The following is a 19,326-nucleotide window of genomic DNA, read 5'->3' on the forward strand; positions in this document are numbered from 1 at the left end:
AGGTCTTACTTGCTAACGCTTGAGACGACGCCTGCACCGACGGTGCGGCCGCCTTCGCGGATTGCGAAGCGAAGACCCTGGTCCATGGCGATCGGAGCGATGAGCTCGACTTCCATTTTCACATTATCGCCCGGCAGGACCATTTCCTTGTCCGCTGGAAGCTTCACAACACCCGTCACATCCGTCGTACGGAAGTAGAACTGTGGACGGTAGTTGGTGAAGAATGGCGTGTGACGGCCACCCTCTTCCTTGGTCAGGATGTAGGCTTCTGCCTCGAACGTCGTGTGCGGGGTGATCGAACCTGGCTTACAGAGAACCTGGCCACGCTCAACGCCCTCACGGTCGATACCGCGGATCAGTGCGCCGATATTGTCGCCAGCCTGGCCCTGGTCGAGCAGCTTGCGGAACATCTCAACGCCCGTAACGGTCGTCTTCTGCGTGTCGCGGATACCGACGATCTCGACTTCTTCACCAACCTTGATGATGCCCGTCTCGACGCGGCCGGTCACAACCGTACCACGGCCAGAGATCGAGAACACGTCCTCGACCGGCATCAGGAACGGCTTGTCCAGTGGACGGTCCGGGGTCGGGATGTACTCGTCGACAGCTTTCATCAGCTCAAGGATCTTCTCCTTGCCGATATTCTCGTCGCGGCCTTCGACAGCTGCGAGTGCAGAACCGGAAACGATCGGAATGTCGTCGCCCGGGAAGTCGTAGGACGACAGAAGCTCACGGACTTCCATCTCGACGAGCTCGAGGAGCTCTTCGTCGTCGACCTGGTCAACCTTGTTGAGGAACACGACCAGCGCAGGAACGCCGACCTGACGTGCAAGCAGGATGTGCTCGCGGGTCTGCGGCATCGGGCCGTCAGCTGCGTTCACAACCAGAATCGCGCCGTCCATCTGAGCGGCGCCCGTGATCATGTTCTTCACATAGTCAGCGTGGCCCGGGCAGTCGACGTGAGCATAGTGACGCTCGTCCGTCTCATACTCGACGTGCGCGGTGTTGATGGTGATGCCGCGTGCTTTTTCTTCAGGGGCGTTGTCGATGTCCGCATAGGACTTCGCTGCGCCGCCATAAACTTCTGCAAGCGTCATCGTGATCGCTGCCGTCAGCGTCGTCTTGCCATGGTCAACATGGCCGATCGTGCCGATGTTTACGTGCGGCTTGTTCCGCGCAAACTTCTCTTTGGCCATAACACGGCCTCCTCTAGCTACTGTCCGGCCCGCCGGACGGGGGGTGATGCTTCCTTTTGCCAGCGGGCCTTTGATTCCCGTTGAAGCGGGCGACATACACATGCGCGCGCGCGCTTTCAAGCACCCATGACAATTCAAGCGCAGGAGCCAGGCTTTGGTCTTGACAGCCAGCGGCTCAGGCAGTCTCCCTTCCCCCTTATGAGCCAGACAACAGCTTTCCACACATTCGGCACGCCAGAGACGCTCCACGTGGACGCAGCGCACTGGATCGAGACCCGCCTCGCCGACGCACTTGCCCGCCGCGGCAAGGCCAGCCTCATCTGTTCAGGCGGCTCCACGCCGGGCCCGGTCTACCGAGAGCTTTCGCAAATCGACCTCGACTGGTCGAAAGTCAGCGTCGGTCTCGCCGATGAGCGCTGGGTCGATGCGTCCGATGAAGCCTCGAATGAGCGCCTGGTCCGCGAAACACTGATCCAGAACAAGGCGGCCGAAGCAGCATTCATCCCAATGAAAGCCGCCGCCACCTCGCCCTTTGACGCAGTCGAGGAGGTGGACGCGCTCTACCGCCCGATTACCTCGCCCGTCGATGTGATGGTGCTTGGTATGGGCGCCGACGGCCACACGCTCTCATGGTTTGCGGACGCCAAAGGCCTTGATGAAGCCATGTCGCCGGATACGACACGGAACGTGGCCGCCATCGAAGCCCAGAAATTAAAGACGACCGGCGACCATACGCTGCGCATGACGCTGACCCTGCCGGTCGTCGCGCGTGCCCGTTACATCCTGCTCCTGATGAGCGGCGACAAGAAACGCACCGTGTTCGAGCGCCGCGATCGCTCCCATCCCGTTACACAGATGCGCCGGGCCGCGGGCGACGCGCTGACCATTTTCTCCTGTTCCTGATCCAAGGCTGACCAATGACACTGCATGACCATGCCGAGCGGCTGCGTGCCCTGCCCTTCCGCACCATATTGAGCGTCCGGGCCGCCACCAAACCGCTCTCAGCGGCTGGCTGGAACGTCGACCTGTCGCGCCACTATCTCGACACTGACGCAAACGCAGCGCTGTTTGCCTTTGCGGACGACATGAGGCTGAAGACCGCCATCGATCAGCTGTTCGATGGCGAGATGGTCAATCCATCCGAGGGACGCGCTGCGCTTCACTGGGCGCTACGGGCGAAGGAGCCGGAACACGAAACGGTCCGCGACGTTCGCCAGAGCGTCGTCGATGCAGAAACACTCGCGCAGGAAATTGCCTGGTCCAGCCGCAAGGGCGCGACTGGCGAGCGCTTCAAGGCCGTCGTGCATATCGGCATTGGCGGTTCTGACTTCGGCCCGCGCCTCATCGCAGATGCTTTCGAAGATCGCCGCCGCGAGGACATCGAGCTGCGCTATTGCGCCAATCTCGACCCGCTGGACCTCGACCTCGCCCTGAAGGGTCTCGACCCGGCGCAGACGCTGATCGTGGGCGTATCCAAATCCTTCGGCACGGAAGAAACGCTGTACAATCTCAGCCGCGCCCGCGATTGGGTAAAGGCTTCAATTCCAAAGGGTTGGAGCAAACACTTCGCGCTGATCACCGCGAATCGCGACCGTGCTCTGGACTGGCTCGATGGCGCCGATGGCCTGATTCTCAACCTGCCAGAAACGATTGGCGGGCGCTTCTCCATCTGGTCGGCCGGTTCGCTGGCATGCTCCATTGCACTGCAGTCCGATGTGATGGAAGATTTCCGCGCAGGTGCCGAAGCGATGGACCAGCACGTTGCAACCGCCGATATCGCGGACAATCTCGCGATTCGTCTCGCCCTGCTCGACTATTGGAACGCAACGATACTCGGCTTCGGCGCCCGCGCGCTGCTCGCCTATTCGCGCCGCCTGAGGCTTCTACCGGCCTACCTGCAGCAGCTTGAGATGGAATCGAACGGCAAGTCCGTGCGCCCTGACGGGCGGCCTGTATCAGGCCCGACGGCGCCCTTGCTCTGGGGCGGCGAAGGTACGATCGGTCAGCACTCCTACCATCAGTGGCTGCATCAGAGCCCGTCCATGGTACCTGCAGAGTTCATCCTCGCCCCCGGCGAGACGTCCGATTCAGATGGCGTGACGGGCCTCACGGCCCATGCGCTCGCGCAGGCAGAGGTTCTGGCGAATGGCCGGTCGCTTGCAGACGTTCAGGCTGATGAGCCGGACCTGCCGCTGGAAATTGCAGCGCAGAAAGTTCACGCAGGTGGGCGTCCATCAACGATCCTGCATGCCCCGCGCCTCAACCCGTATCGTCTCGGCAGCCTGATCGCCCTCTTCGAGCACCGCACCTATCTTGCGGGCAAGCTCTGGGGTCTCAACAGCTTCGACCAGTGGGGCGTGGAGCGCGGCAAGACCATGGCTGGACGGCTGAAGCCTGCCCTGCGCGGTGAGCGCCAGGCAAGCGACGCCATCACGGCAAAACTGATCGCCGCAATCCGTTCATAAGCTCTGATTGTACGGAGAAAATCCGTTAGCTGATCTTGTCGACCTGCGAGTAGTCGAGATCGACGGGCGTTGCGCGTCCGAAGATCGAAACCGAGACTTTCAGGCGGCCAGCAGCTTCGTCGACTTCTTCCACGCCGCCTTCAAAGCCCTGGAACGCGCCTTCATTGACGCGGACCTGCTCACCAATCTCGAACGAGACCTGCGGACGTGGACGTTCAGCGGCTGGCTCATCTGCCGTGCCGAGGATACGATCGACTTCGCGCTGTGGCACTGGAAGCGGGCGTTTACCACCTTCGGCCCCGAGGAAGCCTGACACTTTCGGCGTGTCACGAACAAGGTGATAGACGTCGTCGGTCAGGTTTGCCTTCAGCAGGACGTAGCCCGGAAAGTAGCGCTTCTCGACGGTCTTCTTCTTGCCGCGAACGACTTCAACGACTTCCTCAGTCGGAACTTCAATCTCTTCGATCAGCTCTGACAGGTTCTTGAGGTTCGCCTGATCGCGAATGGTCTGGGCGACCTTCTTCTCAAAGTTCGAGTAAGCGTGAACGATATACCATTTGGCCTCGGCCATGGGCGGGGCACTCCTTGAAAACTGTTAGGCGCCGAGACCGGTAATGAGGCCGATCAGTGCAGCGATGACCTGGTCTGACAGGAAAAGAAACAATGCGACGATGATCGACATGATTACGACCATGATGGTCGCCTGCACCGTTTCCTGCGGCGAGGTCCACGTCACCTTGCGGCCTTCCGCCTCGACCTGGCGGGCGAAGGTCACAGGGTCCACGCTTTTTTTCTTGTCCTTATCGGCCATCAAATACGTCCTGAAAGTCCGGGGAATTGTTACGGTCTCGACCGTATCGATGCACCGCCATACTCTTCCTTGCGCTGATTGTGAAGGCATGTGGGTGCAGGAAGTTCTGGGGGCAAGGTCGCAGCGCCTGTTGATGCGCTATTTCCCATGCCAGTTACGCACGCTCAGGCCTGCACAATCTGTCCGCATCGCGAACAATCCACCTGCGAATGGCTGGGTGTCCATTTGGAAGCCGGTCAGCCCCGTACGCGCTGTCGTGATGTAGAGCGTCCTGAGGTCGTTATCACCGAAACAGAGGCCCGTCGGGCGCACCGTAGCAAGAGACACAACCCTGTCGACCGCCCCGTCTGGCCGGTATCTGACGATACGCGCGCCGTCCCACTCCGCGTTCCAGACAAATCCTTCAGCATCAACGGCGCATCCATCTGGATACCCTGCCCCAGCGCTGGTCGTTGCAAACACACGGCGGCCTTCAAGAGCGCCATCTTCACGGACATCGAACGCCAGGATTTCCTGCTCGGTCGTGTCCGCCGTGTAGAAAACCCGGCCGTCAGGCGAAAAGCACCCAGTGGAAGGGATGATGACGGAAGGCGCATTGAGCTGTTCCAGCACCCGGTCGGCGCGCAGCCTGTACCAGACAGTCCTTGCCTGTTTCTCGGCGCTGTCCATCACGGCAAACCAGAAGCTTCCATCGGGCCCGCAGCCGCCGCAATTGATGCGTAGATCAGAGACGTCGCCGTCGAGTTTGGCAATCTGCCGATAGTCTTCGGTTTCGATATCGAAGAGGCCGACTTCCAGCCCGCCTGCCATGAGCAGCTGGCCGCCCGCCAGGCCAAGCGCGCTTGCCTTCAGCGGCAGGTCATAGCGCCGCGTATTGCCAGTTTTTGGCTTGAAACGGTGGAGCTTCGCGCGGTTCGGGTCGACCCAGAACAGGAGGCCTTCACTGGCGCTCCAGACCGGGCTCTGACCGAGCAGACAACTTGTGGGGGCGACGCATTGCGGATCAGCTGGCTTCATGCCTCGGCTGTAGCTGCGTTTGCGTTCCCGCAAAAGCCACTCGCTCAATTTCTGCAGCGCGCAAAAGAAAAGCGGCGCCGATTAAGGCACCGCTTTCCGGTAATTTCTGGTCTGTCTGACCGTCTACATCACACTTCGACCGCGGACTGCGCGAGCGATGAAGCTGATAACCAGCAGTGCGAGGAAAACGAAGAACAGGATCTGTGCGATACCTGCCGAAGCACCGGCGATGCCACCGAAACCGAAGACTGCGGCGATGATAGCCAGTACGAAAAATGTAAGTGCCCAACCAAGCATGATTGATCTCCTTAGTTACGTGTTACGGCCCGATGCCGTTGAGAAGAAAACGGGCATAGGGGCAAACCGGTTCCGCAAAATAATTTTGGAACCAGACCGCCGGAGACGTCGTTGCAGCTGGTCCGCGACAAGAAAGGATATGTCATGAAAAAGAACCCAATCATGATCGCAGGACTTGGCCTGATGGCGCTTCTGGCGGCGGGCTGCAACACTGTCGAAGGCGCTGGCGAAGACGTCGAAGCGACTGGCGAGGTGATCGAAGAATCTGCAGAAGAAGCTGGCGCGTAAGCCGAGCCGACATCTGAAAAACGAAAAGCCCGGCCAAAAATATTGGTCGGGCTTTTTCGTGTGCAGCAGACTTGGGGCGACCTACCTGACCGGTGTTACAGGCTGCTCAACAGGAATGTAAGACAGCAGATAGACCGTGGGACGAATGGTGGCTTTCATCGCCTTTGCCTTGCCCGTCCGCAGACACGACCAGAAGGCAACACAGGCGACGCCGATCATTGAGCACACCACGTCCAGCCTCGATATGCCGCCAAGGCGGCGGAATACGTGCGCCACGTCCCCCAGTGGTCCAACCGCTGGATCGTAAGGGCTTGAGGACACTGATTTTTGTGAGGCTGCGTTTTCCATACCGATCTTACGCCGCCAGCGACCGTCGGTTCCCGGCGGGAACGAAATTCCCCAGCTGGCGTTCGAAAATCATGCAATTAACAACGACTTCGAGGGCATGATGGCCAAAGACCACGGACCATCCATCAAGGATGATGAAACATATGAAGCGCTGGTCGATGAGGGGTACTCCAAATCCACCGCAGCGCGTATCGCAAACGCCAAGGCAAACTCTGATCAGGAGCCGTCCAAAAAGGGCGGCAAGGCCCAGGCTTATGAAGACTGGACCCGCGATGAGCTTTACGAGCGCGCTCAGGAGCTTGAGATCGAGGGCCGTTCCGACATGAACAAGGACGATCTGATCAAAGCATTGCGGGAGAGCCGATGAGCAAGATCTCCGCGCTGGTCAATCCACACTCTGGCAGTGTGCCCGAAGACGGGGTTGAAGCGCTTCGCAAAGCTCTCGAAGAGATCGGGCACACTGCCGATATCATCGAAATCGAGATCGACCAGCTCGTGGAGCAGGTCAAAAAGGCGATTGCCGACGAACCAGATATTCTGATTGTCTGGAGCGGCGACGGGACGATCGCATGCGCGTTTGAACACGCTGGACCAGACGGCCCCCTCATCCTGCCCTTACCCGGCGGCACGATGAATTTGTTTCACAAGCAGATCCATGGCGGTGCCTGCGAGTGGCAGGACTGTCTCACGCGTGCGCTGCAGGACGGCAAGGAAATCGACGTCCCCGCAGGCAAGGCCGGTGAGCGCACATTCTATGTCGCTGCAATGGCAGGCAACCTGACCGACCTTACCGGTCCGCGAGAGGCTATCCGCAAGGGCCACCTTCTGGAGGCGCTGGAAACACTCTCTGGTAGCGATGTTCTCGACCTTCGGACAAACATGACCTTCGACGTCGAGAAAAGCGACGGCACGACAGAAGCGGGCTTCGCGACCGCGGTGTCCGTTTTCGTTGGCACGCAGCAGGATGAGACGCTTGAGTTTGCGTACATCGATCCCGACAATCCACTTGAACTCGCTGCGGCGGGGTTTGGCGCCCTCTTTGACGATTGGCGCAATGCATCAGGTGTAAGCTGTTCTCACATCCGTTCCGGCAAGCTGGAGCATGAACGCGGGCTCGATCTGCGCGTAACGCTGGATGGGGAGCCAGTCCGCCTTAAGTCCGGGACTAGCTTCAAAAGGATCGCAAAAGCGGGGCGCGCCCTTAGCGCCAACTTGTAATGTCAAAAATTATCCAGGTCGCAGACATCCATTTCGGAACCGAGAACCCGCGCGCCATTGACGCCTTCAAGGCAACGGTGGACGCAATCGAACCCGACGCGATCGCCGTCTGCGGCGACCTTACCCAGCGCGGCAAACATGAAGAGTTCGAAGCGGCCCGAAAATGGCTCGATACGTTCTCGATGCCCAAACTCGTCGTCGCGGGCAACCACGACACGCCGCTTCTGAACCTGTATGAACGCGTCGTGTCGCCGTTTGAGCGTCATGATAGCTACTTCGATGAATTCAGTGATCCCGTACATCTGGATAATGCGGTGCTGACCGGCATTAACACGGCACGTGGCTGGCAAACCCGGAAAAACTGGGCTGAAGGCTCAGTGAATCTGGATGATCTTGATAATGCGATATCAACCGGCGACGAAGTGGCCGAGAAGACGGCCTTCCTGATCTGCCACCACCCTTTCCTGTCGCCGCCTGATGCGCCAATGCGCACCTCAACGCGCCGCGGCAACCGGGCCAGCAAACGTCTTGCGAAAAGCGGCTTCAGATATCTGCTGACAGGTCACGTTCACGTTCCGTCTGTAACGGTCGTGGATCATGAGGACGATGCTTATATAGCCGTCTCAGCAGGCACGCTGTCGACGCGCCTGCGCGCCAATCCAGCCAGCTTCAACCTGATCGATATTTCCGGTGAGGACTGCGCCGTGACGATCTTCAATCTGCATGGCGACCGGTTCGTCCCGCAAAAACCACACGTCCTGACGCCGAACTTCGAGCTGAAGGAAACGCATCTGAGCGTCGACTAGAAGTCGGTCGCTTTCATGACGCGTTCTGACGTCGGCATTCTAAGCTCCACCGTATAACCTTCGCCAGGCTGGGAGTGCGAGCTCATATCGGCGCGCAGCTGCTTTGCGAACGCCGTCATCAGACGGGACCCAAGCCCCGTCGATTTAGGCGCATCTTCCTGCTCTTGCACCCCAAAGCCGTCATCTATGACCGACAGCACGATATCGTCGCCGTCTTCCTTGAGCCTCACGAGGATCGTGCCGCCATTGTCGTCGAAGGCGTATTTCATGGCGTTGGTGACAGCTTCGAGGAGGAAGAGCGCGATCGGGATCGCATCGTCGGCCGGTCGGTCGATATCGGCGATGTCCTGCTTAATCGTCACGCGGATCTCGTCCATGCCCAGCGCGCCCGCCAGGTGAGATAGAAGCGCGTCGAGAAACGGCTGCATATGCACCGTCTCTAGACGCTCATGCTGGTAAAGCGTCTGGTGCACGATAGAGAGCGCATCGATCCTGTGACGGGCCGCTGAAATCACATTCCTCGCCGCTGGGTCAGAAACCTGACGGCGTTGCAGGTTGAGAAAGCTCGCCACGATCTGGAGATTGTTCTTCACGCGGTGGTGAATCTCTTTCACCGCAGAATCGCGCATCGCGATGGCAGAGCGCAGGGAACTGTCGCGTTCAGCAATTCGGTTCGCCATTCGATCGAACGTGCGCGCAAAGGACTGGATTTCATCAGGGGCGTTGTCGAATTCGTTGCCGATCCGGAAATTATAGTGCCCCTCACCATAGATCAGCGCGAGCCGGCGTAGCCTTGCGAGCCACTTCAGCACCAGTCCGTCGACGGCAAGCCATGCCGCGATCAGAGCCAGTGTGAACGACAGGAGCGGGATGCCGATCGATTCCAGCGGCTGCAGCGTGAACTCACTGAAAAGGCCCGGCGATGGCCGCGAGATAATCGCGTAGATGCGATTGTCGACGATGGCGCGGACGACCACGTCGACAGAGCCCTGATCCTCAACGTCGAGAACGAACAGTTCACCATCTTCGTCGCCAGTTGCGCTCTCGATCCATGCAGGATCTACGTTTGCGATCCGCGCACTGCCAAAGACCTGCCCACCGCTGTCCGACAGCGCCAGTTCGACATCTTCTGGCAGGTTGGTCAGCCTGATCGTTCGGATGAGCTCGTCAGTGCGGAGCGGGAATGCGATCGCGCCGCGAAAATCACCATCCGGGCCTTCAACGCGTCGCATGACAGAGAAGAGCCAAGCCTGGCTTTGCGGCCCAAAAAACGCGTCCGTGCGCACCTTCGTCTGTCCCTGCCGCAACAGCTCAAACGCTTCGAGTTGAACAACTCGCGCGCCGCTGACCTGGAGACCTGAGCAAGCGGCCAGGCCTTCAGCGTCAAAGAACGCAATGTTTGAAAGTTGCGGCACCCGCGGGGACAGCGTCGCATAGACGCCGCGGCAGTCGCCGTTCACGATGTCGGCTTCATAGATCTGCTGCAGCGTATCGACGGTCGAGAGGACCTGCTCGACTTCGTCAATCGCCCGGTCGGAAATCTCTACCAGATCATTCCGGCGTTCAGCGCGCGAATCCTGCGCATTCAGGTAGGAGCGAAAGCCAGCGAAGATCAGGATAGGAGTCAAAGCGGCTGCGATCGTGATCAACAATCGCAGCCTCAGGGAGCCCCGTCTGGAAGGCGCTCGACTAGTTCCTGGCGTCGGCGGTTGATCCACTAGAAAGCTCGTCAGCCTGTTTCATGATATCGTCGAAGGCTTCCGATGCCCGCAGCTTGCCATCACCGGAAAATCCACCCTGGGATTTATCAATGATTTCAGCAAGCGCCTTACGCGCACGGCTTACCCGGCTCTTGATCGTGCCTACGGCACATCCGCAGATCTCCGCGGTCTCTTCATAAGAGAGGCCACCTGCCCCAACCAGGATCAGGGCTTCGCGCTGATCTTCCGGAAGGACCGTCAGGCCTGTGCGAAGCGCCAGAAGATCCATCGCAGACGACGGATCGTCATTCGCGATCAGCGTGGCCTCTGCCACTTCTGGATCCAGCTGCTGGCGACGCCAGCTGCGGCGCTTTTCCGAATAGAAGAGATTGCGGAGGATCGTGAAGGTCCAAGCCTTTAGATTTGTTCCCTGCTGATAGCTCTCACGCGCTTTCCATGCCTTCAGCATGGCTTCCTGCGCGAGATCGTCAGCAGCAGTGGCATTTCCGCAAAGACTGCGCGCAAATGCGCGCAAGTGTGGAATGAGTCCGGCGAGTTCTGCTTTGAACGCCTCATCATCGAGTGTCGGCTTGGTCAAAACAGTCTCTATTGCTTGTTCTTGGTGTTGTCGGCCTGTTCGAGAAGATTCAAGAATTCCTCTGGAACAGCTTCCTCTGTGACCTCGTCATAGAGGCGGCGGAGCTGATCGCCGATCCGTTTCTGACGCAATTTGCGTGAACGGTCGTCGTCTGCGCTCCCTCCTGCGTGTTGGTCCATCGGTGTATGACTCGCTTTTTCGCTCATAAGTCCCCGGTGCTTATCTGAACACGTGTAAAGCCTTCGGAAACGCAAAGTTCCATTCGGAACAAACTTTTTTTCACTGGGTTGCAACTTTTGCGTCGAGCACAAGTTATAGACCGAACGTAATGTGCGAGGGTTAGCATGAGTCTTGTTGAGCAATTTGGTCCACACCTGCCGTTTCTGCGCCGTTATGCGCGGGCGCTGACGGGCAGTCAGGAAAGTGGTGATTCATACATCCGCGCGTCTCTGACCGCATTGGCAGAGGATCCTAGTCAGGTTAGCGAAGAGCTGCCGGCGCGCCAGGCGCTGTATCGTTTTTTCCATGTCATCTGGGGGTCTACCGGGGCCCGTCTTGAGCGCCCGGGCGGCGCCATGACACCGGAAACACGTCTACAGGCTCTCGCGCCGATTGAACGCCAGGCATTCCTTCTCACCGCACTGGAAGGATTTCAGGTCAGCGAAGCGGCAACGATCCTTGGCAAGACTGTCCAGCAGGTCGAAGAACTGATCGCCAAAGCTCATACCGATATCGAAGAGACACTTTCGACCAAGGTGCTGATTATCGAAGATGAGCCGGTTATCGCTGCTGACCTTGAAAGCCTTGTTGAAGAACTGGGTCACGAGGTCACGGGCAACGCGACGACGCATACTGAGGCCGTCGCAATGGCACGGGCCAACCCACCGGGACTGATCCTCTGTGACATTCAGCTTGCTGATAATTCCTCGGGTATTGAGGCAGCTCACGAGATTCTCGAGGAGCTCGACGTCCCGATCATCTTCATCACGGCTTTCCCAGAGCGCCTGCTCACGGGTGAACGTCCGGAGCCGACTTACCTGATCCCGAAACCGTTCCAAGAAAACACGGTCAAGGCAGCTATCGGTCAGGCCCTATTCTTCCATCCTTCCTCGGAGTCCGTCGCAGCGGAGTAATCGTTGCAAACCTTTCGGCGAACGGCTGCTTCAGCAGAGGAATGATATGTCTGACTTGCTGGAACTTGCGGTGCGCCGTCTGGAGAGGATTGTTGAAATTGATGAGGAGCTGGCAAATGTTTGTCGGCTCCTCAAACTGCCCGCGGAACTTATCGAACGAGAGCTTTCAATCAGCCGCGACGATGGCAAAACCAGCTTCATGCGGGCGTGGCGCTGTCGTTACAATACGCTCAAAGGTCCCACGAAAGGCGGCGTTCGTTTCTCCGCCAGCGCTGACCCCGACGAGGTAAATCGCCTCGCCTTTCTCATGACATTGAAATGCGCGCTCCTCGATCTGCCTTTTGGCGGTGCCAAGGGCGCTATTCGAATCGATCCAGACACCTTGTCGGACGATGAAAGACGCCAGCTGGCCATTGCATATGGTGAGCTGTTTTCGGACACGTTGCGCGCTGACAATGACATCGCAGCGCCCGACGTTGCCACAACACCCCATGACATGGAAAACATCGTCAAAGGGCTGGAGCCTGCGCACAATAGCGGCTCTGTCGGCGCCGTCACAGGCAAGCCCCTGGACATGGGCGGCCTCTCGATCCGCGAAGGGGCCACAGGACGTGGCGCAGTCTTTCTGTTGCGTACTCTTGGCGAAGAACTCGGCATTGATATTTCGAGTGCACGCATCGCCGTTCAGGGTATGGGGAAGGCAGGTTTAGAGTTTGCGCAGGATGCCGCCGACGCAGGCGCGATGATCATCGCCATGTCAGATAGTAGCGGGACGATCTCCAACGCTGATGGTCTCGATATTGAGAAGGTGGCCAAGCAGAAGGCAGCTGGCAAACTGAATTACAATGCAAGCTCTGACGACGTGCTGAGAGCTGATGTGGACATACTCTGCCTCGCGGCGATGTCGGATGTGATCAAGGCTGACAATGTCGATAATCTGTCCTGTAGAATGATTGTCGAGATTGCGAACGCGGCGATCACCGCAGATGCTGACGCGGCATTGGCGGAAAAGGGCATAATTGTCGGGCCTGATATTCTGTTCAATGCTGGCGGCGTGGCCGCGTCACACCTTGAGTGGCTCGCCTTCCGCAAAGGCGGCGAGGACAAGCTGGGTGACATTCAGGCGATGTGGGAAGACAGGCTGTCGGCCGCTGCCGGCTCGGTCTCTTCTACGGTCCACGAATGCGGCGGTAGCTGGCGTGAGGCCGCCCTGCTCTATGCATTGAGGGATCTCAACGCAGTTGCTGTCGGTCAGGGCCTGTTCGAAAGCTGAGTACTCGACCCCCTTTAGTCAGCGAGGCCTCTCTGCGCTTCGCCAGCATCCCTTACAGGCCGACCGGACGTGATGTGCAGCTTTTTCAGATGCAGATAGTCGGTATCGAAGTGCGATAGCCGCGCCAGCTTTGCGCGGTCCACGATCGTGATTTCGCCGCCGCGCCCTTCGGTGATCAGATCCGCCCGCCGCATGGCAGACATGGTCCGCGACACATGTACCGGCGTAAGACCGAGCGCGTCTGCAATATCGGCGCGCGTCAGCGGCACGGTGAGACGCTCGACCTCCATACCGGTCGCCCCGACAAAGCGGCGATGTAGTTCCAGCAGCAAATGCCCGATACGTTCTCGCGCTGAGCGACGGCCAATCCTGACGATCTGTTCGCGCAGGATGGATTCTTCCTGCACAGCTGACCACCAGAAGGCGGATGCGAGGCTCGCAGACGTCTGCAGCATATTCACGAACACGCTCGACGAGATCACGAGCACCTTGCACTCGGTGATGGCGGTCAGCGAATGGTCCGCCTTCAGATCGGCCAGCGACTGCAAATCGAACACGTCACCTGGAAGCATGAAATTGACGATCTGCCGGCGCCCATCCTCCAGCAGCCGGTAACGGATCGCCCACCCCTCCATGACGATGAACACCTGACGGATTTCATCACCTGCCTGCACGATGTCATCGCCAGCCAGATAGACCTGCTCATGATGGTCAAGCTCATCGAAAGGTAGCCAGTCATCCTCGCCGAGGCTCACATACTGGCCGAGCCGCTTCTTGAAAACGCTCATGAAAACAGCCCTCCTTTCCCAGCCGCAGAATTAGATCGCCCGACGCCCCAAATTCCATAGCTCTTGGAACGATTGCAAGGGCTTGGCGTTGATTACATGAGATTAATTGAAAACGCCGGGAGTTACCAATGGCTGGACGAACTGCAACAAAAGCAAATGGCGTCAAAGACGTCGCCGCTGAAGCTGCTGCAAAAGCGGCTGGCTCGGACTTTGAATCGCTGAAAGGCGACATTGCCCAACTTCAGAAGGACCTACAGTCCCTCGCCTCCAATTCGGGCAAATACATTCGCGAGCGTACCTCGAAGGAATACGATCGCGGCGTAAAAGTTTCAAAGGACTACGCTACGAAAGCAGGTGACGAAGCCGAGAAAGCTCGCGACTATATTGAGGACAAGGTGCGTGAAAACCCGCTCGCCTCCATCGGTATCGCATTCGGTACGGGTGTCCTGCTCGCCATGTTGAAGCGTAAGTAACAGCTTACCTTCATGGATGTAGCAAAACTGAGAATAATCGCTGGCGCTGGCGCGGTCTTTTTTGGCTTCGCCGGCGTCACGACGTTGACCGTGGCAGTCGTTGTCGCTCTCATGCCGGTCATTGGCCTGCTATGGGCAACTGTGTGTGTTGCCAGTCTTTTCCTGTTTGTCGCGTGCGTCTGCACGGTTGTGTTCCTCAAGCCAGGAAAATCGACTGAGGAAGAGCTCGACCAATTTGAGAATGCGACAGCTGACATGCTAGCCGATCTGCCATTCGATGCCATCGAAGCGCTGGTAGAAAAGCGTCCGATCGTAGCGGCGACGGCTGCGCTCGCGGCTGGATACTTCCTTATTTCGAGCCCTGACAGCGCGTCGAAAGGCTTGCAAAAACTGTTCGATCAACTGATCTAACGGCCTATGGCCAGTGCTCGAAAGAAGCCAATCAGATCTAAAATCTGGTCCGTCCTCAAATGTTGAGGACGGCCTTTCTCGTTGTTTCGGCGCTCACCACGGGCGTCAGCCTTGGCCGCAAGGCGATCGGCGACGCGGTAAACCGCAAAAAGCAGAAGATCATTCATCAGGCCGCCATTGAGGCGCGTGAGCGCATCAGAAGCCATGCGGTGGTCTTTTTTCAGGAAAACCTGATCCACTTTGTGCAGTCAGTTTTCATAAAGGCCTGCCTCTTGGTCCTTGTCTGGCTGGGCTTTCGGATCGGCATCTATTCTCATGCGGTCATGTCGGTCGCGACTGTTATCCTGCTCGCGATATTTATCGTACGCGACGCGATCGTCATCTTCCCCACTGCCAGACTGGTCCTGAGTAAGCTTCATGAGCATCACTGGCGCCCGAAGAAGGCCCTTGGAGAGACGGTCGCTGCGCTTGTCTTTGAACAGGTCCTTGAAGAGGCGGAAGAGTTTGATGCTGGGCGCACAACGCGGATCATCCTGTCGCTGGCTGGCCACAAGATGGATAACATGACGCGGGAGATCGCATCCGAAGTCGCGGACATAGCCCGCCAGACCAGCTGGCAGGATTTGCGCCCCTTCGTGCTGGCAGCGCTAGGAAAGTTCGCGATTCTTTCGGCCCTTTATTCGCTATTCGTTTTCATTCTGGTGAACACGGGCTGACCAACACCTGCACATTCTGCCGCTCATTAAGGGTAATTCACACAGCATATGCGGAACCGCTTAGCTGTGGCGACGTTTTTCTCTCAATCGAGGAAAGCAGAACAGTCACATGCGCAACGCCGTCAGATCACTCGCAATTGTCGCAGCCGCAGCGTTATTCGCAGCGCCAGCGATTGCAGAGCGCGTTCACCTGACGGCTGCTGAGTTGTCCGACGCTGAGACGGCGTGCCGCTCCGGACTGCCGCTCATTCCGGTCGAAGTCGACACAGACGTTGAAGTCGGTCAGTACGCTCTGCCACTGAAGGGTGAGAGCGGCGAGTTCAACTCCGCCCTCATCCTCGACGAAGAAACGTTGGATGCGCTGCCGGAGTGCCGCGCGCGTGTCGAGCAGGCTGACTTCCTGCCAGAGCGTCCGGCACGCCACACGGCGCTTTCCTAAAACTCGCGACAATCAGATGTGGTGCGGGCGGCCGGGCTTGAACCGGCAAGACCATACGGTCGAGGGATTTTAAGTCCCTTGCGTTTACCAATTTCGCCACGCCCGCAAGGCGCACTCCGACTGTCTAGTTTGCACCGGCGGCTTCAGGCAAGCACGCTTGCCTGTTCGCACCCCGTTAGTCTGTGACCCGCTCAAAGATCGCGGCCAGACCCTGACCGCCGCCAATGCACATTGTCTCAAGACCGTACCGTGCCTCGCGGCGCTCCATCTCGTAGAGCATCGTCGTCAGAATGCGCACGCCCGTCGCGCCAACCGGGTGACCAAGCGAAATGCCGGACCCGTTCGGGTTGAGGCGTTCATAGTCCTCTTTCTCAAAACCAAGCGCCTTGGTGCAGGCTAGCACCTGCGACGCAAACGCCTCGTTGAGCTCGATCACGTCGAGGTCGGAGAGCTTGAGGCCAGCCCGGTCCAGCGCCTTCTGGGTCGAAGGCACAGGGCCGATGCCCATGACTTCTGGACCAACGCCAGCGACCGACCATGACGTCAGACGCGCGAGAGGCTTCAGGCCATACTTCTCGGCGGCTTCACGCGTACAGACGATACAGGCTGCTGCGCCATCATTCTGACCCGATGCATTACCCGCCGTGACAGTTGCGTCCGGATCGACCTTGCCGCGCAGCGCGCGCAGCGTGGACAGCTTCTCAAGAGATGAGTCAGCGCGGATGTGCTCGTCCTTGTCGACGACGGTGTCGCCCTTGCGGCCTTTCACAGTGAACGGCACGATTTCCTGGTCGAACTTGCCGGACTTCTGCGCCGCGGCCGCTTTCATGTGGGAGTTGTAAGCGAACTCGTCCTGCGCCTCGCGGGTGATGCCATAGTCACGGCGGAGGTTCTCTGCCGTCTCGATCATGCCACCTTCGACCGGGTAGAACTTGCCGCCAGCGGTGTAGCGACCGCGCGTCAGGCCGTCATGCAGCATCAGGCCATCGCCCTTGATCTGCCAGCGCATATGGGTGGAGAAGAACGGCGCGTTCGACATGCTTTCTGCGCCGCCTGCGATCATCACATCACTTGCGCCCGTCGCGATTTGCATGATCGCATAGATGACGCCCTGCAGGCCCGAGCCACAACGGCGGTCGATCTGGATGCCGCCGGTCCCCGTGGTGAGGCCCGCGTCCAGCGCAACGACGCGGCCAAGCGCCGGCGCTTCCATGGACGGATAGCACTGGGCGAACACGCAATCATCGACCGCTTCTGCCGGCACGTCATTGCGGCTCATCAGCTCGCGAACGAGGAAGGAAGCCAGGTCATGCGCCTGCTCTGATTTGAGGCTGCCGCCGAAGCCGCCGACAGGCAGACGAAGCGGTGAACAGATGACGACATCACGCATGGTATTTCCTCCCGAAACTGGTCCACGCCATACAGCCAATCTCGGCCTTGCGTGCAACCCATACCGTGGAGAAATGCGCGGCTAAGCGATGCGGGACCCTAGCCAGAAACGATGATCCGCCCGCCATCGACATCAAAGCGGTCACGCGTCACCTGAACAAGGTCAGTTGCCGTACCAGTCGTGATACGCACCCACACCGCATCGACCTCTCCGTCTTCAGACTGGACCATTGCGACAGAGCCGATATCGTCGCCATAAGCGCTCTCGACGCGCATACCTGCTTTAGGCCCTGTCGGCGCGGCCGGTTCAGACCTAGCGACGTCAGACCGGATTTCGGCGCTCGCAAGGCGAAGCTCTGGACGGATGGAGCCGACTTCTGCAACCGCCGCCCTGCCGAACCGTGGCTCGCCGGGCTTTGCGACGGGCCCACCGAGCAGTTCGTCGGAGGCCATATATCGCTGTTCCAGATAGTCAGTCTGCCGCGCCCGGTCGCTGTCCGGCCAGCTGCCGACTTCATAGTCGGTCGCATAGCGGCCATTGGCGACATAGGTCTGCGCGTTCTGCGCCAAAACCGGAGCGGTCAAGGTGAGACCGGCAACAAGCGCCAGTGTGATCCTTGTGAGATGGGAACGCGGTACAGACATGCCGGATCAACGGCATGCCCGCAGGTTCGGTTCCCGCTAGTCGTCGACGCGCTCAATCTCGCTCTCGGCGAGGTCTTCTTCGGTGACAGGTTCCGGAATGCCGGTATCGATCAACGTACCGGTTTCTTCGGCGCTCTCTTCGTCGCGCATCCGCTGCCAGCGCTGGCGAAGCCGCTCGTCGGCCTCGCGGTCACGGTCGACATCTGCACGCAGATCGTCGAGCGAGCTACGCGGCCCAAAGCGGCTCTCGGACGTGAAGGAGGAATCAATGTCGTTCGAATAAGCGCCCGTTGCCCCCTTCTCATTGCTAGTCGCAATCTGTCCGGCCGCCGTCATCGAGAAGGCGAGCGGAAGTGAAGCAAGGACAAGAATACGGGTGAGCATCTGAAACTCCGAATAACAACCTTCACGCAGGAACTGGAGCATTTGCAGCACTTTCCAAGACAAAGCCAGCAAATTTGCCCTTTAGAGCCTATCCGTTTTGTCCGCGCCCGCGTTCTGTCACTGCCTTGCGCGCCTGCTCGACGCTGTCAGCGGTGACCGACTGGGCGTGCTCAGCAGAGCGTTTGACTTCCATCTTCATCGCATCGCCGAATGTGGTCGCGAAGCCGTCATCGATCAGCGCCTTGTACTTGCGCAGTAGCACGGCGTCACAGCTTGCCATCTCATGCGCCATCTTGATCGCTGCGGGAACGAGCGCGTCAGCCTTGTACACGCGGTTGACCAGGCCCCAGCGTTCTGCGGTCTCCGCATCGAGGAAGTTACCAGTGAAGGACAGCTCCTTGGCGCGGCTCATCCCGATCATGCGCGGCAGCTTCTGGCTAAGCCCCCAGCCCGGCACGATGCCGACGCGCGCATGCGTGTCAGCGAACTTCGCATTCTCCGATGCCAGCAGCACGTCGCACATCAGGGCAAGCTCAAACCCGCCCGTAATCGCGAAGCCGTTGATCGCGCCGATGATCGGCCAGGGGAAAGCGGCAAGTCCCTTGGAGAGGTCGATCTCGCCGCCATCTGCGCCGAGCGCAAAACCGGTCTGCCCGGCTTCCTTGAGGTCGACGCCAGCGGTGAAGGCGCGGCCTTCGCCCGTCAGCACCGCCGCGCGAACCGCGTCGTCCTTTGCAAGCTCGGTGAACACTTTCACGAGTTCGGCACGCAGGGCCCGGCTAAGCGCGTTCAGTGCATCCGGCCGGTTCATCGTTACGATCGCAACTGGGCCGTCTCTTTCCACGCGCACGATATTCTCGGACATCTGGCTTCCTCTCCATGGTCTTTGTTCTGCTTCGTCGCTAGAGACTTAAACTGGACCATCCGGAAA

25 protein-coding genes and 1 tRNA gene are annotated in these 19,326 nt (G+C 59.0%); 12 read left to right on the plus strand and 14 right to left on the minus strand.

Features of this window, described 5'->3' with window-relative positions:
• Positions 1-5: 5 nt before the first annotated feature.
• A complete protein-coding gene (gene tuf / locus D1222_RS00170; RefSeq protein WP_119452236.1) occupies positions 6-1,196 on the minus strand; it encodes an elongation factor Tu in 1,191 nt (396 codons plus the stop codon).
• 198 nt (positions 1,197-1,394) lie between these two features.
• Between tuf and pgl the strand changes: the two genes are divergently transcribed.
• Together pgl and pgi are read left to right on the plus strand one after the other, a co-directional pair.
• The gene (gene pgl / locus D1222_RS00175; protein WP_182481815.1) at positions 1,395-2,099 is read left to right on the plus strand and encodes a 6-phosphogluconolactonase; all 705 of its coding nucleotides are present in this window, start codon (positions 1,395-1,397) and stop codon (positions 2,097-2,099) included.
• Between the two features lie 14 nt (positions 2,100-2,113).
• Positions 2,114-3,661, plus strand: a complete 1,548-nt coding sequence (pgi, locus tag D1222_RS00180) for a glucose-6-phosphate isomerase (RefSeq protein WP_119452240.1) — start codon at positions 2,114-2,116, stop codon at positions 3,659-3,661.
• Positions 3,662-3,686: 25 nt separating this feature from the next.
• On the opposite strand, the gene nusG is transcribed toward pgi, so the two are convergent.
• The 4 genes from nusG to D1222_RS00200 all read right to left on the minus strand — a co-directional run bounded on the left by nusG (position 3,687) and on the right by D1222_RS00200 (position 5,786).
• Positions 3,687-4,232, minus strand: coding sequence for a transcription termination/antitermination protein NusG (nusG, locus tag D1222_RS00185; protein ID WP_119452241.1), 546 nt, complete (start codon positions 4,230-4,232; stop codon positions 3,687-3,689).
• Between the two features lie 24 nt (positions 4,233-4,256).
• A complete protein-coding gene (secE, locus tag D1222_RS00190) occupies positions 4,257-4,472 on the minus strand; it encodes a preprotein translocase subunit SecE (protein ID WP_119452242.1) in 216 nt (71 codons plus the stop codon).
• A gap of 138 nt (positions 4,473-4,610) precedes the next feature.
• Positions 4,611-5,489 (minus strand): SMP-30/gluconolactonase/LRE family protein, encoded by an 879-nt coding sequence (locus tag D1222_RS00195; protein ID WP_119452243.1) that lies wholly within the window; start codon positions 5,487-5,489, stop codon positions 4,611-4,613.
• Positions 5,490-5,612: 123 nt separating this feature from the next.
• Positions 5,613-5,786, minus strand: a complete 174-nt coding sequence (locus tag D1222_RS00200) for a DUF1328 domain-containing protein (protein ID WP_119377902.1) — start codon at positions 5,784-5,786, stop codon at positions 5,613-5,615.
• A gap of 144 nt (positions 5,787-5,930) precedes the next feature.
• Here D1222_RS00200 and D1222_RS00205 point away from each other — a divergent pair, with 144 nt between their 5' ends.
• From D1222_RS00205 to D1222_RS00220, 4 genes are all read left to right on the plus strand, one after another.
• Positions 5,931-6,074, plus strand: a complete 144-nt coding sequence (locus D1222_RS00205) for an entericidin A/B family lipoprotein (protein ID WP_119452304.1) — start codon at positions 5,931-5,933, stop codon at positions 6,072-6,074.
• A gap of 448 nt (positions 6,075-6,522) precedes the next feature.
• Positions 6,523-6,789, plus strand: a complete 267-nt coding sequence (locus D1222_RS00210) for a DUF7218 family protein (RefSeq protein WP_119452305.1) — start codon at positions 6,523-6,525, stop codon at positions 6,787-6,789.
• A complete protein-coding gene (locus tag D1222_RS00215) occupies positions 6,786-7,640 on the plus strand; it encodes a diacylglycerol/lipid kinase family protein (RefSeq protein WP_119452244.1) in 855 nt (284 codons plus the stop codon). Before D1222_RS00210 ends, D1222_RS00215 begins: the two co-directional genes overlap by 4 nt.
• Positions 7,640-8,446: a metallophosphoesterase family protein gene (locus D1222_RS00220; RefSeq protein WP_119452245.1), complete on the plus strand. Its 807-nt coding sequence runs from the start codon at positions 7,640-7,642 to the stop codon at positions 8,444-8,446. The genes D1222_RS00215 and D1222_RS00220 overlap by 1 nt, the downstream gene beginning before the upstream one ends.
• Here the strand turns inward: D1222_RS00220 and D1222_RS00225 are convergent.
• The 3 genes from D1222_RS00225 to D1222_RS00235 are packed head-to-tail and all read right to left on the minus strand — an operon-like array spanning position 8,443 to position 10,950.
• A complete protein-coding gene (locus tag D1222_RS00225) occupies positions 8,443-10,098 on the minus strand; it encodes a sensor histidine kinase (RefSeq protein WP_182481816.1) in 1,656 nt (551 codons plus the stop codon). The genes D1222_RS00220 and D1222_RS00225 overlap by 4 nt on opposite strands.
• Before the next feature lie 37 nt (positions 10,099-10,135).
• A complete protein-coding gene (locus D1222_RS00230; protein WP_119452247.1) occupies positions 10,136-10,744 on the minus strand; it encodes a sigma-70 family RNA polymerase sigma factor in 609 nt (202 codons plus the stop codon).
• An 8-nt stretch (positions 10,745-10,752) separates the two neighbouring features.
• Entirely contained in the window at positions 10,753-10,950 is a 198-nt protein-coding gene (locus D1222_RS00235) for a NepR family anti-sigma factor (RefSeq protein ID WP_119452248.1), read from the minus strand.
• 138 nt (positions 10,951-11,088) lie between these two features.
• Here D1222_RS00235 and D1222_RS00240 point away from each other — a divergent pair, with 138 nt between their 5' ends.
• Together D1222_RS00240 and D1222_RS00245 are read left to right on the plus strand one after the other, a co-directional pair.
• On the plus strand, positions 11,089-11,877 hold the full coding sequence (locus tag D1222_RS00240) for a response regulator (RefSeq protein WP_119452249.1): 789 nt from the start codon (positions 11,089-11,091) through the stop codon (positions 11,875-11,877).
• A 46-nt stretch (positions 11,878-11,923) separates the two neighbouring features.
• The gene (locus D1222_RS00245) at positions 11,924-13,150 is read left to right on the plus strand and encodes a Glu/Leu/Phe/Val family dehydrogenase (protein ID WP_119452250.1); all 1,227 of its coding nucleotides are present in this window, start codon (positions 11,924-11,926) and stop codon (positions 13,148-13,150) included.
• A gap of 14 nt (positions 13,151-13,164) precedes the next feature.
• On the opposite strand, the gene D1222_RS00250 is transcribed toward D1222_RS00245, so the two are convergent.
• The gene (locus tag D1222_RS00250) at positions 13,165-13,938 is read right to left on the minus strand and encodes a Crp/Fnr family transcriptional regulator (protein WP_119452251.1); all 774 of its coding nucleotides are present in this window, start codon (positions 13,936-13,938) and stop codon (positions 13,165-13,167) included.
• A 128-nt stretch (positions 13,939-14,066) separates the two neighbouring features.
• Here D1222_RS00250 and D1222_RS00255 point away from each other — a divergent pair, with 128 nt between their 5' ends.
• The 4 genes from D1222_RS00255 to D1222_RS00270 all read left to right on the plus strand — a co-directional run bounded on the left by D1222_RS00255 (position 14,067) and on the right by D1222_RS00270 (position 15,977).
• Complete coding sequence (locus tag D1222_RS00255; RefSeq protein WP_119452252.1) at positions 14,067-14,411, plus strand: DUF883 family protein; 345 nt, start codon at positions 14,067-14,069, stop codon at positions 14,409-14,411.
• 12 nt (positions 14,412-14,423) lie between these two features.
• On the plus strand, positions 14,424-14,822 hold the full coding sequence (locus tag D1222_RS00260) for a hypothetical protein (protein WP_119452253.1): 399 nt from the start codon (positions 14,424-14,426) through the stop codon (positions 14,820-14,822).
• Between the two features lie 59 nt (positions 14,823-14,881).
• Entirely contained in the window at positions 14,882-15,538 is a 657-nt protein-coding gene (locus D1222_RS00265; protein ID WP_119452254.1) for a hypothetical protein, read from the plus strand.
• 109 nt (positions 15,539-15,647) lie between these two features.
• Positions 15,648-15,977 (plus strand): hypothetical protein, encoded by a 330-nt coding sequence (locus tag D1222_RS00270; protein ID WP_119452255.1) that lies wholly within the window; start codon positions 15,648-15,650, stop codon positions 15,975-15,977.
• A 19-nt stretch (positions 15,978-15,996) separates the two neighbouring features.
• On the opposite strand, the gene D1222_RS00275 is transcribed toward D1222_RS00270, so the two are convergent.
• The 5 genes from D1222_RS00275 to D1222_RS00295 all read right to left on the minus strand — a co-directional run bounded on the left by D1222_RS00275 (position 15,997) and on the right by D1222_RS00295 (position 19,260).
• A tRNA-Leu gene (locus D1222_RS00275) sits at positions 15,997-16,083 on the minus strand.
• A 69-nt stretch (positions 16,084-16,152) separates the two neighbouring features.
• The gene (locus D1222_RS00280; RefSeq protein ID WP_119452256.1) at positions 16,153-17,367 is read right to left on the minus strand and encodes an acetyl-CoA C-acetyltransferase; all 1,215 of its coding nucleotides are present in this window, start codon (positions 17,365-17,367) and stop codon (positions 16,153-16,155) included.
• A 98-nt stretch (positions 17,368-17,465) separates the two neighbouring features.
• Positions 17,466-18,011, minus strand: a complete 546-nt coding sequence (locus D1222_RS00285; RefSeq protein WP_147371782.1) for a hypothetical protein — start codon at positions 18,009-18,011, stop codon at positions 17,466-17,468.
• A gap of 36 nt (positions 18,012-18,047) precedes the next feature.
• Positions 18,048-18,395, minus strand: a complete 348-nt coding sequence (locus D1222_RS00290) for a hypothetical protein (protein WP_147371783.1) — start codon at positions 18,393-18,395, stop codon at positions 18,048-18,050.
• A gap of 88 nt (positions 18,396-18,483) precedes the next feature.
• A complete protein-coding gene (locus D1222_RS00295; RefSeq protein WP_119452259.1) occupies positions 18,484-19,260 on the minus strand; it encodes an enoyl-CoA hydratase in 777 nt (258 codons plus the stop codon).
• Positions 19,261-19,326 lie beyond the last annotated feature (66 nt).

Origin of the sequence: Henriciella algicola, from assembly GCF_003576245.1 — a bacterium.
Taxonomy (GTDB): domain Bacteria; phylum Pseudomonadota; class Alphaproteobacteria; order Caulobacterales; family Hyphomonadaceae; genus Henriciella; species Henriciella algicola.